This is a genomic window from Pantoea sp. BAV 3049 (assembly GCF_009765445.1).
In the GTDB taxonomy this organism is placed as follows: Bacteria; Pseudomonadota; Gammaproteobacteria; order Enterobacterales; family Enterobacteriaceae; genus Erwinia.
The window spans coordinates 3,282,235-3,299,944 of the sequence record NZ_WHOY01000031.1 but is presented as its reverse complement, the minus strand read 5'-3'; the positions used below and the strand labels follow the sequence as shown (position 1 = coordinate 3,299,944).

The window sequence follows — 17,710 nt, the reverse complement described above, 5'->3', positions numbered from 1 at the left end:
GCTGCGAAATTTTCAGATTAAGATTATACTTGCTAATCATCTCTTTAATGCATAATCGTTGAACGTTTTTTACTTCATTTATATGGAAAAAATATGACCAAGCTTAAAGCAGTTATCCCCGTTGCGGGTCTGGGTATGCACATGCTCCCTGCTACAAAAGCCATTCCTAAAGAGATGCTGCCAGTCGTGGACAAGCCGATGATCCAGTACATCATCGACGAGTGCGTGGCTGCAGGTATCAAGGAAATTGTGCTGGTCACTCATGCGTCCAAGAATGCAGTTGAAAACCACTTTGACACCTCTTACGAGCTGGAAGCCCTGTTGGAAGCGCGCGTTAAGCGTTCGCTGCTGAGCGAGGTTCAGTCTATCTGCCCACCGGGCGTGACTATCATGAACGTGCGCCAGCCACAGCCGCTGGGCCTGGCCAACTCCATCCTGTGCGCACGCCCGATGCTGCACGATGACGCTTTTGTGGTGGTCCTGCCAGATGTGCTGCTGGATGACTCTACTGCCGATCCACTGCGTTATAACCTGGCCGCCATGGTGGCGCGTTTCGAAGAGACCCATCGCAGTCAGGTGCTGGCGCATCATATGCCTGAATCGGATCTGTCCGAGTACTCGGTGATCAAAACCCAGGATGTGATGGATAACCCGGGCCAGACCAGCCAGATCGTTGACTTCGTTGAGAAACCTGAAAATGCTCAGGCGCTGGGTTCAGACCTGGCTGCCGTGGGCCGTTATGTGCTTTCTGCTGATATCTGGGCAGAGCTGGAAAACCTGGAGCCGGGAGCATGGGGCCGTTACCAGCTGACCGATGCCATTGCTGCTCTTGCGAAAAAACAGCCGGTTGACGCCCATCTGCTGAGTGGCACAAGTTTTGACTGTGGCCGTAAGCTGGGTTATATGAAAGCCTTCGTTTCATGGGGTCTGAGAAACAACGCGCAGGGACGTGAGTTCCGCGAAGAAATCCAGAAAATCCTCGCTAAATAATCCCAATCTCACGATGACCGCGCGGCAGCCGCGCGGTGGTAAGGAGTCAAAATGGCCATTTTAGTAACGGGTGGAGCGGGCTACATCGGTTCACACACTGTTCTGACGCTGCTTGAGCGCGGCGATGACGTAGTGGTACTGGACAATCTGAGCAATGCTTCACGCGAGTCGGTCAACCGTGTAGAACAGCTGACCGGCAAAAAAGCGGTTTTTTGTGAAGGTGATATCCTCGACCGTTCCTGCCTGCGCGACCTGTTCGCCCAGCACGATATCTCTGCTGTTATCCACTTCGCGGGCCTGAAAGCCGTGGGTGAATCCACCCGCATGCCGCTGGAATATTACCAGAACAACGTCACCGGCACACTGGTGCTGTTGGAAGAGATGCGTGCGGCAGGTGTGAACCAGTTTATCTTCAGTTCTTCTGCCACCGTGTACGGTGCGGATGCACCTGTTCCTTATGTGGAAACCACGCAGATCGGCGGCACCACCAGCCCATACGGCACGTCGAAGCTGATGGTGGAATTTATTCTGCGCGATTACGCTAAAGCGAACCCTGATTTCAAAGTTATCGCCCTGCGTTACTTCAACCCGGTTGGTGCGCATGAGTCAGGCCAGATTGGTGAAGATCCGAACGGTATTCCAAACAACCTGCTGCCTTATATTGCTCAGGTAGCGATTGGCCGTCTGGAGAAGTTGGGCATCTTCGGTGATGACTATCCCACTAAAGACGGTACCGGCGTGCGTGATTACATCCACGTGATGGACCTGGCCGAAGGCCACCTGAAAGCACTGGACCACCTGCCTGCCATCAACGGTTATAAAGCTTATAACCTGGGAGCCGGGGAAGGGTACTCAGTCCTGGAAATGGTCAAGGCGTTTGAAAAAGCCTCCGGCCGTCCGGTACCTTACCAGATCTCTCCACGTCGTGATGGCGACCTCGCCGCGTTCTGGGCCGACGCCTCTCTGGCTGATAAAGAGCTGAACTGGCGTGTCTCCCGCGGCATCGATGAGATGATGCGCGATACCTGGAACTGGCAGAGCCATAATCCGAACGGGTATAAATAGCAGTTATTCATGCTATGACTACAATATAAGCCCAGCTAAATGCTGGGCTTTTGTCTGTCTGTCACAGGAGAAGCTCAGGTAAAGCGACTACATTAAAATTGAATTTAAAAAGATTATAAAATATGCATGGTGTACAGCATTTTCTATTTCGTCGCGTTTGTAATCTGCAGAGTTGTTCACTTATCCGTCGGGTTCAGGCAGCAGAGGGCTACAGAGCTAATAATTGATTATGCGCACTGGGTCTGTCCGGATAATTCTTATTTTAGTTAGTTTTCATAATTGCTGAATGATACAATTACAGGTTGTACCTCTGAGTCATGTTGTCTCAGGTGTGGTAAATAAATGGATTTATATTCATAGTGTTAGACAAGCAGGGCGGCTTGTTCATACTATAGTGAGATGAAAAGTAAGCAGGGATTCAGCTTAAAATTTCAGACTGCACACTGGGGCCGCTAACCCAGGGGCGGTAGCATGGCTGAAATTTATTCAATCAACATGACCTGATAGCCCAATAATCTACGGTTATTGTTCCAAATCACTTCCGTTTAGAGACCTGATATGAAGATTTTGATCACTGGTGGCGCTGGATTCATTGGTTCAGCAGTTGTAAGACATATCATCCAGGATACGCAGGATTCCGTTATCAACGTGGACAAGTTGACCTATGCTGGCAACCTTGAATCCATTAAAAATGTCAGCGACAGTGAGCGTTATCAGTTCGTCCAGTTGGATATTTGTGACACCAACGGCCTGATCAAAGTGATGAACGAGTTAAAACCGGATGCCATCATGCACCTGGCGGCGGAAAGCCATGTTGACCGGTCCATTACCGGCCCGGCGGATTTCGTACAGACCAACGTGGTGGGTACTTATAGCCTGCTGGAAGCCACTCGTCAGTACTGGAATGCTCTCAGCGATGAAAAAAAACAGGCGTTCCGTTTCCACCATATCTCGACGGATGAAGTCTATGGCGATTTGCCCCATCCGGATGAGATGAGTGGCGAGCTTCCGTTGTTTACCGAGACAACCCCCTATGCACCAAGCAGCCCATACTCTTCCACTAAAGCAGCGAGCGACCATCTGGTTCGGGCATGGGGGCGCACCTACAAGCTGCCTGTCATCATTACCAACTGTTCCAATAACTATGGCCCCTATCACTTCCCGGAAAAATTGATTCCGCTGATTATCATCAACGCGCTGGAGAAAAAGCCCTTGCCTGTCTACGGCAAAGGCGATCAGATCCGCGACTGGCTCTATGTCGAAGATCATGCTCGTGCACTGTATAAAGTGGTTACTGAAGCGGAAGTGGGCAGCACCTATAATATTGGCGGCCATAACGAGAAGAAAAACCTCGAGGTTGTTGAAACTGTCTGTGCACTGCTCGATGAGCTGAAGCCGACAGAAGGCCGTTACGCGGACCTGATTACTTATGTTAACGATCGTCCTGGCCATGACCGCCGTTACGCCATCGACTCGAGCAAAATCCAGAAAGATCTTGGGTGGAAACCTCAGGAGACCTTTGAAAGCGGATTACGTAAAACTGTTCAGTGGTATCTGACCAATAATGAATGGATTGATAACGTTAAAAGCGGCGCCTATCAGAGCTGGATTGAACAAAACTACGAGAAGCGTGACTGATGAAGATTCTATTACTGGGTAAAAATGGTCAGGTTGGCTGGGAGTTGCAGCGAGCGCTGGCTCCTCTGGGCAACCTGATTGCTCTGGATCGTCATTCAACAGAATACTGTGGTGACTTATCGGACCCTGCCGGTATTGCTGCCACCATTCTGGCCGTTAAACCTGATGTCATCGTTAACGCGGCTGCGCATACCGCAGTTGATAAAGCTGAATCTGAACCGGAAGTCGCGGCCGTGCTGAACACTGCTGCTGTGGCCTCAATGGCTGAAGCTGCAGAAAAAGTGGGGGCTCTGCTGGTTCATTACTCAACGGATTATGTTTTCAACGGTCAGGGCAATAAGCCATGGGCTGAAACCGATGCTACTGACCCTCTCAGCGTTTACGGCAAAACCAAGCGTGACGGTGAAGAAGCCATTACAGCAGCCTGCAGTAACTACTTAATCTTTCGTACCAGCTGGGTCTATGCCGCAAAAGGCAATAATTTTGCGAAGACCATGCTGAAGCTGGCAAAAGACAGAGATGAGCTCTCAGTGATTAATGACCAGTTTGGTGCTCCCACGGGGGCTGAGCTGATTGCAGATTGCACCGCTCATGCCATTCGTAAAGCAAAAGCACAATCCGGGCTTACAGGCATATACCACCTTATCGCCAGCGGCACGACAACCTGGCATGAATATGCTTCCTATGTTATCAGTTCAGGCCGTGAAAAAGGGCTTGAACTGCAGGTCAGCAAAATCAATCCAGTTGCCACATCTGCCTTCCCGACCCCGGCTAAGCGACCTGCTAATTCACGACTGGATATCACGAAATTCCAGCAGAATTTTGAACTAACATTGCCAGACTGGCGTGTTGGTGTAGAGCGTATGCTCACTGAAATCATTGGATAAATTCTAAAATTCAGCATTGAAAAATGCGGCTAAATTGGTGCAATGCATTATGACAAAGAATAAAGGTATTATCTTAGCGGGCGGATCCGGGACCAGGCTCTACCCTGTAACGATGGCAGTCAGTAAGCAACTTCTGCCTATCTATGATAAGCCCATGATTTATTACCCGCTGAGCACGCTGATGATGGCAGGCATTCGTGACATTCTGATCATCAGTACTCCTCAGGATACCCCACGTTTTGAAAGCCTGCTCGGTGATGGTTCACAGTGGGGCCTGACAATCCAGTATAAAGTTCAGGAAAGTCCTGACGGTCTGGCTCAGGCATTTATTCTTGGCGAAGAATTTATTGGTCATGATGCCTGTGCGCTAATCCTTGGTGATAATATTTTCTACGGACATGACCTGACGAAACAGCTTGAAGAAGCCTGCAATAAAAAGCAGGGCGCAACTGTGTTTGCCTATCACGTCCAGGATCCGGAACGTTACGGCGTGGTTGAGTTCGATGACAATGGTAAAGCAATTTCTCTGGTGGAGAAACCTGAGCATCCGAAGAGCAATTACGCGGTAACCGGCCTGTATTTTTACGATAATAGCGTTGTGGAAATTGCTAAATCGCTGAAGCCATCACCACGTGGTGAACTGGAAATTACCGATGTAAACCGTATTTACATGGAAAAAGGCAAACTCTCCGTTTCGATTATGGGGCGTGGTCATGCCTGGCTGGATACCGGTACCCATCAGAGCATGATGGAAGCCAACAATTTTATCCAGACGATCGAAACCCGTCAGGGCCTTAAAGTATGCTGCCCTGAAGAGATTGCCTACCGTATGAAATTTATTGATGCGGAGCAGTTAAAAACGCTGGCTAAACCGCTGAGTAAAAATGATTACGGTAAGTATTTGCTTAATTTGATTAAAAAGTAAATTTGGTTGTAATGAAATAAAGGAATTAATTGTGAAGGTTATTAAAACGTCTTTAGCAGAAGTACTTATATTTGAACCTAACGTTTTTGGTGATCATCGGGGTTTCTTTTTTGAAAGTTTCAGCCAGAAAACTTTTGACGAAGCGGTAGGTTATCATGTCGACTTCGTTCAGGACAACCATTCTAAATCCACTAAAGGTGTTTTGCGTGGTCTGCATTATCAATTAAACCCTAACGCGCAAGGGAAATTGGTGCGTTGCGTTGAAGGTGAGGTATTAGATATTGCGGTCGATATTCGTCGTAGCTCACCTTCTTTTGGAAAATGGGTTGGTGTCAATCTTAGTGCAGATAACAAACGTCAGCTATGGATTCCTGAGGGATTTGCCCATGGCTTTGTCACGCTAAGTGAAACAGCCGAATTCGTCTATAAAACTACTAATTATTATGCCAAAGAAAGCGAGCGTTCAATTCTGTGGAATGATGAACGTATTGGCATTAATTGGGGAGTGACAGACGCACTTCTCTCTGAGAAAGACCAGCTTGCACCAGGTTTCGATAATGCTGAGGTTTTTGAATGAACACCCTTGTTAAAACCACGGGCGATGTGTTTAGAAACACATTTAATAATCGGCGATTAATATATTCTTTAACTAAACGTGAAGTAATCAGCCGGTATCGCGGGTCTGTATTAGGTTTACTGTGGTCATTTTTTACGCCTATTTTGATGTTAGTGGTTTACACTTTTGTATTCAGTGTGGTCTTTCAGGCTAAATGGAGTGAAGGAAGTACGTCAAAGTCAGCCTTTGCATTAGTTCTTTTTTCAGGCTTGATAATATTTAATTTATTTTCAGAATGTGTTAACAGAGCGCCAACGACAATCATTGCCAACGCTAACTATGTAAAAAAAGTCATTTTCCCCTTAGAAATACTACCGTTGGTAAATATGGGCGCCGCTCTTTTTCACTTCTTTATCAGCTGTATTGTCTGGCTGGTGTTTTATCTCGTCGAGGTAGGCTTACCTCATGTAACGCTTATTTTATTACCTCTGGTCATGCTACCTCTCATATTAATGACGTTAGGGCTGAGTTGGTTGCTGGCTTCATTGGGCGTTTATCTCCGTGATGTCAGCCAGTTAGTCGGTATTATCACCATGGTGTTGATGTTCCTCTCGCCTATTTTCTTTCCCACGTCGGCATTACCGGCCAGTGTCCGGCCGTTGCTTCTGCTAAATCCACTGGCGTTGTTCATTGAACAAGCTCGCGATGTGATGTATTGGGGAAGAATTCCTGAATGGTACCCCTGGGTTAGAGGCATGGTGATCAGCACTGTTGTTGCGTGGTTCGGCTTCTACTGGTTCCAGAAGACGCGTAAGGGGTTTGCTGATGTCATCTGATAATATCATTGAAGTTAAGGGACTGAGTAAGTGTTATCAGATTTATGATACCCCGAAAGATCGACTGCTCCAGATGTTTTTCCGCAGCCGTAAACAGTTATACCGTGAATTCTGGGCACTAAAAGATGTTTCGTTCAGCCTGAAAAAGGGAGAAACGGTAGGTATCATTGGCAGAAACGGCTCCGGTAAATCTACTCTTTTACAAATGATTTGTGGGACGTTAAACCCAACGGATGGTCAGATTAAAGTTAATGGGAAAATTGCCGCCCTGCTTGAACTTGGTGCCGGGTTCAACCCCGAGTTTACTGGCCATGAAAACGTTTTTATGGCTGCATCGCTTTATGGGCTGAGTAATGAGCAAATCAGAGATCGATATGATGATATTTTAGCCTTCGCTGAAATAGGCGATTATATTAACCAACCTGTAAAAACATATTCAAGTGGGATGTATGTTCGTCTCGCCTTTGCTGTTATTGCTCATGTTGATGCTGAGATATTAGTTGTCGATGAAGCTCTGGCTGTAGGAGATGCTGTATTTACTCAAAAATGCATGCGTTTTATACGGAAATTTAAAGAAAACGGCACGCTTTTGTTTGTCAGCCATGATACCAATTCAGTTATAAATCTTTGTGATAAAGCGATCTGGCTTCATCAGGGAGAGATGATTACCTCAGGTAAAGCAAAAAATGTTGCCGAGAAATATCTCCAGTACACTTTGCAGGAAGTCTATGGAGATGATGCTAAGCTACAGAGTTTAAAAGATGAGACAGTCAGTGATGAAGAACTGACGATTGTCGAAAATGAGGTTGATGGTCCAAAAACCACTGTAATCGACTACCGATCTCAATACGGAATTGAAGATAATCTGAACAATGCCAATGGTTGGAAAACCGGGGCGGGAGAGATTATTACAGTCAACTTCGCTGAAATAATGACGGGAAATACGTTACACGTATTCAAAGGCGGAGAGAAGGTAAAATTAACCATAGAAGCTCAGGCACATGAAGCTTTTGACTCTCCAATCATCGGCTTTCTGGTAAAAGACCGTTTGGGACAGGTACTGTTTGGTGAAAATACACTTCCTTTCACTAATACCCATACTGTTCAAGTTGCCGCCGGTGAAAAATTCAAAGCTGAATATATTTTCACGCTGCCCATGTTGCCTAATGGTGAATACTCGATGATGATTTCCCTGGCTAATGGTGACATCAACAATCATGTTCAGCATCACTGGTTGCATGATGCGCTAATTATAAATGTTTCATCGAGTGAAGTACGATGGGGTCTTGTTGGTATTAAATTTGATGAAGTGAAGCTGGATATTAAATGAAAACACTATTTGAACTTTATGAGAATCATCACGGTAAATCTTCGGATAAATGGTCTATTTATTTAAATACTTACCATGAAACTTTATCAAAACTACAACCTTTACCCGTTAGTTTTTTGGAGATAGGTGTACAGAACGGTGGTTCACTGGATATTTGGTCTCAATATTTTCCAAATGCGGTTAACATCATTGGCTGTGATATTGATGAGAAGTGTTCACTGCTGACCTATGATAAAGATAATATCAGTGTGATCATTGGTGATTCATCAACTCAAGAAGTTAAAGAACGAATTGAGAAAATATCACCGGAATTTGACGTGATCATTGATGATGGATCTCATGATTCATCAGATATCATAAAGTCTTTTCTACTCTATTTCCCTTTAATTAAGGAAGATGGATATTATATCATTGAGGATCTTCACTGCAGTTACTGGCAGAATTTTGAGGGTGGGCTTTACGATCCATACTCTTCGATGGCTTTCCTTAAAAAACTTGGTGATATCCCAAATTATGAGCACTGGGGCACTGCCAAAAGTGAACATGAATACCTGAAACCGTTTTATGAATATTATCAATGTAACGATTTAGATAATGTCGATTATACTGAAATTCATTCAGTGCAATTTATTAATTCCCTGTGTATTATTCAAAAAAGAAAGAAAGAGAGTAATGTTTTAGGGCCACGTGTCATCTCCGGTGAAATTGAAACCGTAGTTGAAGGTCATCAAAAAATTAATGGTTCTTTCAATATCCCGCAAGATCAAAGTAATAATCCATGGCGTGATATGCCAACATTTCCTGAAATGGAATGGTCCCGGTTAGTTGAAAGTAATCGTAATGATACTGCCACAATCGAACAACTTGAACGAGATGTGGTTTTTTATAAAAGTATCGAAGATACCTTAAGGCTTGAAATAGAAATAAAAAATAAAGACATTAATGAGAAAGACCAATTAATTCAACGTCTCTCTTATGATAATAATGCTCTAAGAACATCAACCAGTTGGAAACTGACCTTACCTTTACGTAAGTCTGTGACTGAATTGAGAAAAATAAAGAAGGGATTAGAGGTTTCTAAGCGTGTTGTAAGCACTTATGGTATTAAAGATAGTATTTCCAGAGCGAATATAATTTATCAACAGAAAGGCTTGCGTGGTATTATCGATAAAGTCAGGTTCCTGAATCAATTGCATCATTCATCAACTATTGTTGAAAGAAAGAGCCTTGGAGCAGTGGACGTGCCCGCACAAGATGTGTTGATGCCGAAGATTTTGCTTATTTCTGAGTTATCTATTCCGCAGTGCAAAAAATATCGTGTCGATCAAAAAGTTGAACTATTTAAGAAATTGGGTATACCAACGACTGTATTGCACTGGAGTCAACAAAATGAGTGCATTGAAGCGTTGCAGAGTCATTCTTTGGTCATTTTTTACCGGGTTCCTGGTTATGAGACTATGGATCCTGTTTTTGCTGAATGTGAACGACTTAATCTGCCAACATTCTGGGAAGTCGATGACCTCATCTTTGATCAGGAAGTGATGCGCCATAGCAAAACTCTACAGGCATTAGACAAACATACCTATAATGCTCTTCTTGATGGTGCGGCGCTGTATAAAAGAGCGATGTTGAAATGCAGAGGTGTTATTGCTTCAACACAGCATCTTGCTGACGCAATGGTCGCCGCTGGTGCACCTTATGCATATGTTATTGAGAATGCACTGGACCCTGAAACAATCATTACTGCTCAGGGGATATCTTCAAGTCGTCTCAGCGAGACGGATGGCATCATTCGTATTGTGTATGGTTCGGGAACAACGACTCATAATATTGATTTTCTTGAAGCCTCCCAGGCGATTTTAAATGTCCTTAAGGCGAACCAAAATGTTCATTTCAGATTAATTGGAGAACTCGATCTTCCTTCTTCTTTTGATGATGTACAGTCTCAAATAGAACGAGTGGCGCTTTGTCCTTATCAGGATTATCTGAGGGTGCTGGCAGAATGTGATATTAACCTTGCTCCTCTGGAAGATTACGTATTTAATTACTCAAAAAGTAATATCAAATATATTGAAGCATCGATATTGGGTCTTCCAAGTGTTTGTTCTCCGCGACCAACATTCAGCAGAGTGATTGAACATGGGGAGAACGGCTTCCTGTGTGAGTCGACCGGGGAATGGGAATCTGTACTGAACCAACTGATCGATTCTGCTGAACTTCGCCATGATACCGGGCATAAGGCTCAGAATACGGTTCTTCATCATTATTCACCAGAAAATATAGCGCATCAGCAAGTTTCACATTTAACTGATAACTTTATCCGTATTCACGCAAACGAACGGAAGAATGTCCTTTCTGTTAACTGCTATTATAATCCCCGTTCATTTGGTGGTGCGACCGTTGTTGCTGAGGAGATGAATAAACGTTTCGATCAGAATCAAGATATCAATATTCATGTTTTGACATCTTTATCTGAAGAATATGCAGCACCTTATCAACTTCGTCGTTATGGTGCATATAAGCATGAATGTTTTGGTATCGGGCTGCCTTCTTTTGTATCTGAAACCGATCAGATTTTAAACAAAAAAATTGATATTCCCTTCCAGCAAGTGCTGGATATTGTAAAGCCAGATATTGTGCATCTTCACTCTATTCAGGGATTAGGCCTTTCTATGGTTGATCTCTGCAAGAGCAGAAATATACCTGTTATCGTGACGGCTCATGATTTTTGGTGGCTTTATGAAAATCAATTTATACTCAGTTATGATGATAAACATAAAGAACGAGGTGTGTTAACGGGGCATGAGACTAAACCTATCTTTGATAAAGAAGAGAGTAAATACTATGTTATCAAGAAGCGTAACGCATTGTCTCGGGTACATAAAATCCTGGCACCTAGCCAATTCACTCATGATCTTTATGTGAATGAAGGTTTTATTAACACGACATTGAATAAGAATGGCGTTAATTATCCCATGGTCATGCCAGATCGTCAGGTCCCAACTAAAATTCGGTTTGGGTATATTGGTGGTAATACACAAATTAAAGGTTTTCATTTAATTCAGGCTGCTTTTAAGGGCTTTTCCTCTGCGGATGTGGAATTAGTCATTGTTGATAACACTTTAAATTTAGGTTTTTCCTCTTTCAGTAAAAATGATTTGGAAAACTTCCCGAGTTATACAGTCGTACCCGCATTTACTCAACAAGACATGGACGCATTTTACAGTAGTATTGATGTTTTGCTTTACCCGACCCAGTCTAAAGAAAGTTTTGGTCTGACAGTCAGGGAAGCTTTGATTCGTAATGTATGGGTTATCACTTCTGATGCGGGTGGGGCGGCTGAAGATATCATTGAGGGCCAGAACGGACTTGTTATCCCGTTTGACAATGACGCTGAGAGATTGAAAGTTGCCATTAGCCAAACTCTGGCGCACTTCAAAAGTATGCCACAGGGCAAATTGGAAACTTCCCCTCATGCTCATATTCGTTCTTTTGATGAACAATATAATGAATTAGTCGATATTTATCTCACAACTCACTAAAAAAAGGGCCTGTGGCCCTTTTAACTCAGGATGGAGTGGAGTGAAAAGTAGAGTTTTAGCTATTACTGTTACTTATCAACCGGATATTACGACACTTTTTGAACAGTTTGATATTCTGACCTCAAGCCATGTAGATATTTTGGTTGTAGATAATAATTCCGTTAATATTGGCGAAATAGCGGAACGATTAACCACATATCGCCCCACTATTGAATTATTTTCATTCAATGAAAATGTTGGTATAGCATCAGCTCAGAACCATGGCATTGAGATCGCTATCACCAGAAAATATGACTATATACTCTTAATGGATCAGGACAGTATACCTGAGAATAACATGGTTTCTGAGCTCCTAACCGCTGTCAAAAAATATCCTGAAGCGGCTGCCATTGGGCCAAACTTTATTGATAATGAGCATCGATCCAGAGCACGTTTCATTCGTGTTGAGCAACTCAGCATTGTAAAAATGTCAGAACATGACAGTGAAAATATTGTTGAGGTCGACCATGTTATTGCTTCAGGTTCCTTACTGCCTGTTCGTCATTTACCCGTTATAGGGATGATGGATGGAAGTCTTTTTATCGATTATGTCGATATAGAATGGGCATTACGTGCTCGCTCTGAAGGATATCGCTCATACGGTTGTTTTTCAGCAAAAATGCATCATGCTTTAGGTGACGACCATATCAATGTATTTGGCAGGCATGTTGCAGTTCATACCCCTTTGCGGCATTACTATATGGTACGTAATGCATTACTTCTTTATAAGAGAAGTTATATACCGATAAGTTGGAAGTTGATAGACGCTATTAAACTAATTTCTAAAATATCTATTCTTATATTGTTTTCAGAAAGTAAAAAGAAAAATATTTCAGCAGTTATTCGTGGTCTTTATCATGGTATTATCAACAGATCGGGTAAATACACACCAAAATAAATCGTATCCTTTAAGAAGCATATGCTATGATCGAAAGTGCACGAACAATACGTATTTCTGTGGTGACGTTCTTTATAGATGATGATATTTTTAATTTAATGGATTCACTTATTAAGGCGCTTGAACGTTGTAAGGATATCTCAGTACAGATCATTTTTATTGAAAATGGGTTCAACGAAAAACAACAGATTCATTTTCAACTCGAAGAGAATTATTCATTTTGTTCCGTGATTATCACCGGAAAAAATTTAGGATATGGCAGAGCACATAACCTTGCTATGACTAACGATGTTGATTATCACCTCATCCTTAATCCCGATATTATCTTAGACGAATCCTCATTAGAACAAGCACTCCAATTTTTCAATTTACATCCAAATTGTGGTCTGCTCTCACCTCTTGCGCGGTGGGAAGACGGTCAACGACAATTTCTTTGTAAACGCTATCCAAGCGTCCTGACACTTTTAGTCCGCGGCTTTGCGCCAACCTGGATAAAGAAATTCCTAAAACATAAGTTAGATTTATACAATATGGTTGACCAGATTGATGATATAAACGTCTACTGGAATCCCCCGATTGTAAGTGGGTGTTTCATGTTTTTCCGGAATTCTGTTTTGCAAGAACTTAAAGGGTTCGATCCTGATTTTTTTCTCTACTTCGAAGATACCGATCTCAGCTATCGTGCTGTTCAACAGACAGATGTTGCTTATGTTCCTCAAGTGCAAGTTATTCATCACGGTGGTAACGCTTCAAAAAAAGGACTTAAGCATATTCTTATGTTCTCATCGTCAATGTTGAAATTTTTTAATAAAAATGGCTGGAGATTGTTCTGATTTTGTCAGATTCTTCCGACTGAAGAATAAATGTTCAGTCATTAAAACATTTTGATAACCTATCACACCTATTGCTACCCTCCGGCAATGCTCTTCAGTTAATATGTTCTGACTTCAGACGATGAGTCTACGTTTTCCAAAGACAGGAGTATGTAATGTCCAAGCAACAGATCGGCGTTGTAGGTATGGCAGTAATGGGCCGTAACCTGGCTCTTAACATTGAGAGCCGCGGCTATACCGTTTCCATCTTTAACCGCTCTCGCGAGAAGACTGATGAAGTTATCGCCGAGAACGAAGGTAAAAAGCTGGCTCCTTACTACACCATCGAAGAGTTTGTTGATTCCCTTGAGAAACCGCGTCGTATTCTGCTGATGGTACAGGCCGGTGAAGCAACCGATAAAACCATTGCTTCCCTGACCCCACACCTCGACAAAGGCGATATCCTGATCGACGGCGGCAACACCTTCTATAAAGACACCATTCGCCGTAACCGCGAACTTTCTGAGCAAGGCTTTAACTTTATCGGTACCGGCGTTTCCGGCGGCGAAGAGGGTGCCCTGAAAGGGCCATCTATCATGCCTGGCGGTCAAAAAGAAGCGTACGAGCTGGTTGCACCGATTCTGGATAAGATTGCTGCCCGCGCTGAAGGTGAAGCGTGCGTTGCCTACATTGGTCCGGACGGCGCAGGTCACTATGTGAAAATGGTGCACAACGGTATCGAATATGGCGATATGCAGCTGATCGCTGAAGCTTATTCTCTGCTGAAAAACGCCCTGAACCTGAGTAACGACGATCTGGCTAAGACCTTCAGCGAGTGGAACGAAGGTGAACTGAGCAGCTACCTGATCGACATCACTAAAGATATCTTCACCAAAAAAGATGAAGACGGTAAGTACCTGGTTGATGTGATTCTGGATGAAGCCGCCAACAAAGGTACTGGTAAATGGACCAGCCAGAGCTCTCTGGATCTTGGCGAGCCGCTGTCTCTGATCACCGAGTCTGTGTTCGCCCGCTACCTCTCTTCGCTGAAAACTCAGCGTGTTGCAGCTTCTAAAGTGCTGAGCGGCCCGGCCGTCAAAACTATTTCTGGTGACAAAGCTGAATTCATCGAGAAAGTTCGCCGCGCGCTGTACCTGGGTAAAATCGTTTCCTATGCTCAGGGCTTCTCACAGCTGAAAGCGGCTTCGACTGAGAACAACTGGAACCTGCATTACGGTGAGATTGCTAAAATCTTCCGCGCGGGTTGCATCATCCGTGCTCAGTTCCTGCAGAAAATTACCGATGCTTATGCCGATAACGCTGACATTGCTAACCTGCTGCTGGCGCCTTACTTCAAAAATATTGCTGACGAATACCAGCAGGCACTGCGTGACGTTGTGGCTTATGCCGTGCAGAACGGTATTCCGACGCCAACGTTCTCCGCTGCTATCGCTTACTACGACAGCTACCGTTCAGCGGTACTGCCAGCGAACCTGATTCAGGCTCAGCGTGATTACTTTGGTGCGCACACTTACAAACGCACTGACAAAGACGGCGTGTTCCACACCGAATGGATGGATTAATTTAATCTCGTCGTCATTAAAAAGGCTTCCTTCGGGAAGCCTTTTTTTCGTTTGTAGTTTTCAACAGAAAGTCATGGTACCAGCAAATTCCCTTCGCGAACGGCATCAGTCCCGGCCAGCCGGACGATCAGCATTCCGGCAGTGGCAAAGCGTACCCAGTGGCGGGCATACAGCAATCCACCGTGCTCTGCCACCAGTGGCGTCAGCTTGTCAGTCAGCGGGTCGAGAATGTCGGCCACCACTTCGCCAGGGTTAATCCACTCGCCGATACGACGACGATGCAGAATGACGCCAGAATGGGGGGATGAAATATACTCACAGGCGGCCAGTGGGACGGCAGGATTAACCAGCGGCGGTAATGCGGTAGCGGCTCCGGCGATGTAGCCACCTTTAATCAGTGCTTTGACGATCGCATCAGCATCTTCCTCCGCCTGTGCATGGCTGACATCCATCACGCCACGTAGTTCCAGCGTGACTGGTTTCAGCCCTTGCGGTAGTGGGAAACGATCGCCTAAGGTACGTTGAAGATATTGCCACGGCTCGCAGCAAGCTTCGTCAAAAGGTTCGCCCCCCGAGATTTCTGCCATCAACTGCACTTCACTGCCCAGATAGCGGGCGAGTGGCTCAATGTCTGGCCAGGCCTGTGGCGTGGTGTAGAGGTGCGTTGTGGCTTCCCAGTCGCAATGCAGATCAATCATCAAATCTGCCTGACAGGCCATGCGCATCAGGGTATGACGCTGTGACTCCAGCTCGGTGACTGGGTGATGAGTATCAAAATAGTGATTTATGGCCTCGCGGATAAGCCGTCGGTTTTGTTCCGCATCCTGCGTTAATACTTTTGCCAGCGTTTTGGTCAGATCCGGGCCAAGAGAGGGAAACTGTCGGTTAAAATCCTGCCCCGAATGCGTATCAAAGCGGCCAAGGTGGGTACCATGCCAGTGTTGTCCTAGAGCCAGCGGATTTGCCACCGGCACCAGTGTAATCCGGGCTTTCAACCGGCCTGCCGCTTCCAGCTCAGAGAATTTCTTTTTCAGATACCAGGCAACAGCCACGCCGGGCAGTTCATCGCCGTGCAGCGCCGCCTGGATGTAAACCTGGCATGAGGCTTGTTCACCGTAGTGATAGCTGATGATTTCACGTTGTGTTCCCAGCGAGGCGCTGAGCAGGGGATGTTGGCATTGTTGCATCGTCAGGTCACTTTACTTGCGGCATAAAAAAGCCGTACCCGCAGGTACGGCTCCGGCCTTACTGCTTGATGGAGATGTCTGTGGCAAAATATTGCTTCTGGATCTTGTCAAACGTGCCGTTCTTTTTGATTTCAGCGAAGGCATTATCCAGCGCGGTTTTCAGCTCCGCATCCCCTTTACGCAGGCCAATCGCCGTGCCCGGGCCAATGATTGGATCCTGAATAATCGGACCGGCCAGCTCAAAGTCTTTGCCCTGCGGATGCTTCAGGAAACCAATAGCAGCCTGCGCTGCGTCGGTGAAGACCGCATCCAGACGACCGGAAACCAGGTCGCTTTCAACCTGTGCCTGATCGCCGTAAGGAACAACGTTTACGCCATGTGGCTGCCATTTGGCCAGCGCATAACGCTCCTGCACCGTACCCTGTTCCACACCCACAGTTTTCCCTTTCAGGGATTCCGGGGTTGGCAGCAGACCAGAACCTTTACGGGCGATTAGCTGAGTATGGGTATCGTAAAGCGGCACGGTAAAGTCGATCTGTTTCAGGCGCTCTTCGGTGATGCCCATATCTGACAGGATTGCATCAAATTTACGGGCCTTCAGCGCCGGGATCATCCCGTCGAACTGGCTTTCAACCCAGACGCATTTCGCCTGCATTTGTGTGCACAACGCATTACCCAGATCGATATCAAAACCGACCAGTTTGCCCTGCGGCGTTTTTGATTCAAAAGGGGGATAGGTCGGGTCAACAGCGAAGCGGACCTGGTCGATTTTCGCCTGGGCACCGAAGGCACAGCCCGCCAGCAGTGCCAGAGTCGCGGCCTGACGCAAGCGGGTGGAAAAAGTCATTTTAGCCATAATTCCTTTCATCTCAATAGCTTTACACAAGATGACAGAGTACCTTCTCACCTTATCCCTGTGAATCACTATTTGAGGATATTCGCCGCTTCGAAGGCGCAAATCCGCTGGTAATCCTGTGCATCCAGTACCATCGACTTTTCCAGCAGTCCGGCATTGAAGGCAATTTCACTGTTACGTTCACACAGCGTTGGGTCAACGATCAGTTTCAGCTCTTCATGGAAGCTGAACGGGGGAATGGCACCGAACACGCAACCGGTCAGGCGATCCACTTCCGCCGGGCTGGCCAGCGAAGCCCGCAAGCCGCCAACCGCCTGAGCAACTTTACTTAAGTCAGCTTGCTGATCCGCAGGGAGCACCGCCAGGACATACTGTTTCAGGCCGTTGCCCTTCACATGGCAAACCAGCGCTTTGGCTCCCTGACCGACAGCCGTGCCGCGAATGGCTGCGACCTCTTCACATTTGCCGGTAGGCTCATGTTCCATCAGCTTGTAGCTGGCCTGCTGATTGTCGAGCAGGGCGGTCAGTTTTTCGAAGGTGGTCATGGTTTCTCCCAAATGCAACAG

15 protein-coding genes are annotated in these 17,710 nt (G+C 45.5%); 12 read left to right on the top strand and 3 right to left on the bottom strand.

What is annotated here, in order from left to right; translation table 11 throughout:
- Positions 1-93: 93 nt before the first annotated feature.
- From galF to gndA, 12 genes are all read left to right on the top strand, one after another.
- Positions 94-990, top strand: a complete 897-nt coding sequence (galF, locus tag GSQ70_RS16440; RefSeq protein ID WP_158783538.1) for a UTP--glucose-1-phosphate uridylyltransferase GalF — start codon at positions 94-96, stop codon at positions 988-990.
- A gap of 51 nt (positions 991-1,041) precedes the next feature.
- The gene (galE, locus tag GSQ70_RS16435; RefSeq protein ID WP_158783537.1) at positions 1,042-2,055 is read left to right on the top strand and encodes a UDP-glucose 4-epimerase GalE; all 1,014 of its coding nucleotides are present in this window, start codon (positions 1,042-1,044) and stop codon (positions 2,053-2,055) included.
- Positions 2,056-2,613: 558 nt separating this feature from the next.
- Entirely contained in the window at positions 2,614-3,693 is a 1,080-nt protein-coding gene (gene rfbB / locus GSQ70_RS16430; protein ID WP_158783536.1) for a dTDP-glucose 4,6-dehydratase, read from the top strand.
- A complete protein-coding gene (gene rfbD, locus GSQ70_RS16425) occupies positions 3,693-4,580 on the top strand; it encodes a dTDP-4-dehydrorhamnose reductase (protein ID WP_158783535.1) in 888 nt (295 codons plus the stop codon). The genes rfbB and rfbD overlap by 1 nt, the downstream gene beginning before the upstream one ends.
- 49 nt (positions 4,581-4,629) lie before the next feature.
- On the top strand, positions 4,630-5,505 hold the full coding sequence (rfbA, locus tag GSQ70_RS16420; protein ID WP_158783534.1) for a glucose-1-phosphate thymidylyltransferase RfbA: 876 nt from the start codon (positions 4,630-4,632) through the stop codon (positions 5,503-5,505).
- A gap of 31 nt (positions 5,506-5,536) precedes the next feature.
- Positions 5,537-6,082, top strand: coding sequence for a dTDP-4-dehydrorhamnose 3,5-epimerase (rfbC, locus tag GSQ70_RS16415; protein WP_158783533.1), 546 nt, complete (start codon positions 5,537-5,539; stop codon positions 6,080-6,082).
- On the top strand, positions 6,079-6,897 hold the full coding sequence (locus GSQ70_RS16410) for an ABC transporter permease (RefSeq protein ID WP_158783532.1): 819 nt from the start codon (positions 6,079-6,081) through the stop codon (positions 6,895-6,897). Before rfbC ends, GSQ70_RS16410 begins: the two co-directional genes overlap by 4 nt.
- Positions 6,887-8,227, top strand: coding sequence for an ABC transporter ATP-binding protein (locus tag GSQ70_RS16405; protein WP_158783531.1), 1,341 nt, complete (start codon positions 6,887-6,889; stop codon positions 8,225-8,227). The genes GSQ70_RS16410 and GSQ70_RS16405 overlap by 11 nt, the downstream gene beginning before the upstream one ends.
- Positions 8,224-11,769 carry a CmcI family methyltransferase gene (locus GSQ70_RS16400; protein WP_158783530.1) on the top strand — a complete coding sequence of 1,182 codons (3,546 nt, stop codon included), beginning with the start codon at positions 8,224-8,226 and terminating at the stop codon, positions 11,767-11,769. Before GSQ70_RS16405 ends, GSQ70_RS16400 begins: the two co-directional genes overlap by 4 nt.
- Positions 11,770-11,809: 40 nt before the next feature.
- Positions 11,810-12,706, top strand: a complete 897-nt coding sequence (locus GSQ70_RS16395; protein WP_158783529.1) for a glycosyltransferase family 2 protein — start codon at positions 11,810-11,812, stop codon at positions 12,704-12,706.
- A gap of 26 nt (positions 12,707-12,732) precedes the next feature.
- Positions 12,733-13,539 carry a glycosyltransferase gene (locus GSQ70_RS16390; RefSeq protein ID WP_158783528.1) on the top strand — a complete coding sequence of 269 codons (807 nt, stop codon included), beginning with the start codon at positions 12,733-12,735 and terminating at the stop codon, positions 13,537-13,539.
- A 155-nt stretch (positions 13,540-13,694) separates the two neighbouring features.
- Positions 13,695-15,101 (top strand): NADP-dependent phosphogluconate dehydrogenase, encoded by a 1,407-nt coding sequence (gene gndA, locus GSQ70_RS16385; RefSeq protein WP_158783527.1) that lies wholly within the window; start codon positions 13,695-13,697, stop codon positions 15,099-15,101.
- Positions 15,102-15,172: 71 nt separating this feature from the next.
- Here the strand turns inward: gndA and GSQ70_RS16380 are convergent, their stop codons facing one another.
- From GSQ70_RS16380 to GSQ70_RS16370, 3 genes are all read right to left on the bottom strand, one after another.
- On the bottom strand, positions 15,173-16,288 hold the full coding sequence (locus GSQ70_RS16380) for a succinylglutamate desuccinylase/aspartoacylase family protein (protein ID WP_158783526.1): 1,116 nt from the start codon (positions 16,286-16,288) through the stop codon (positions 15,173-15,175).
- Between the two features lie 58 nt (positions 16,289-16,346).
- A complete protein-coding gene (locus tag GSQ70_RS16375; protein ID WP_158783525.1) occupies positions 16,347-17,144 on the bottom strand; it encodes an ABC transporter substrate-binding protein in 798 nt (265 codons plus the stop codon).
- A gap of 68 nt (positions 17,145-17,212) precedes the next feature.
- Positions 17,213-17,689, bottom strand: a complete 477-nt coding sequence (locus tag GSQ70_RS16370; protein WP_158783524.1) for a YbaK/prolyl-tRNA synthetase associated domain-containing protein — start codon at positions 17,687-17,689, stop codon at positions 17,213-17,215.
- Between the last annotated feature and the right edge of the window lie 21 nt (positions 17,690-17,710).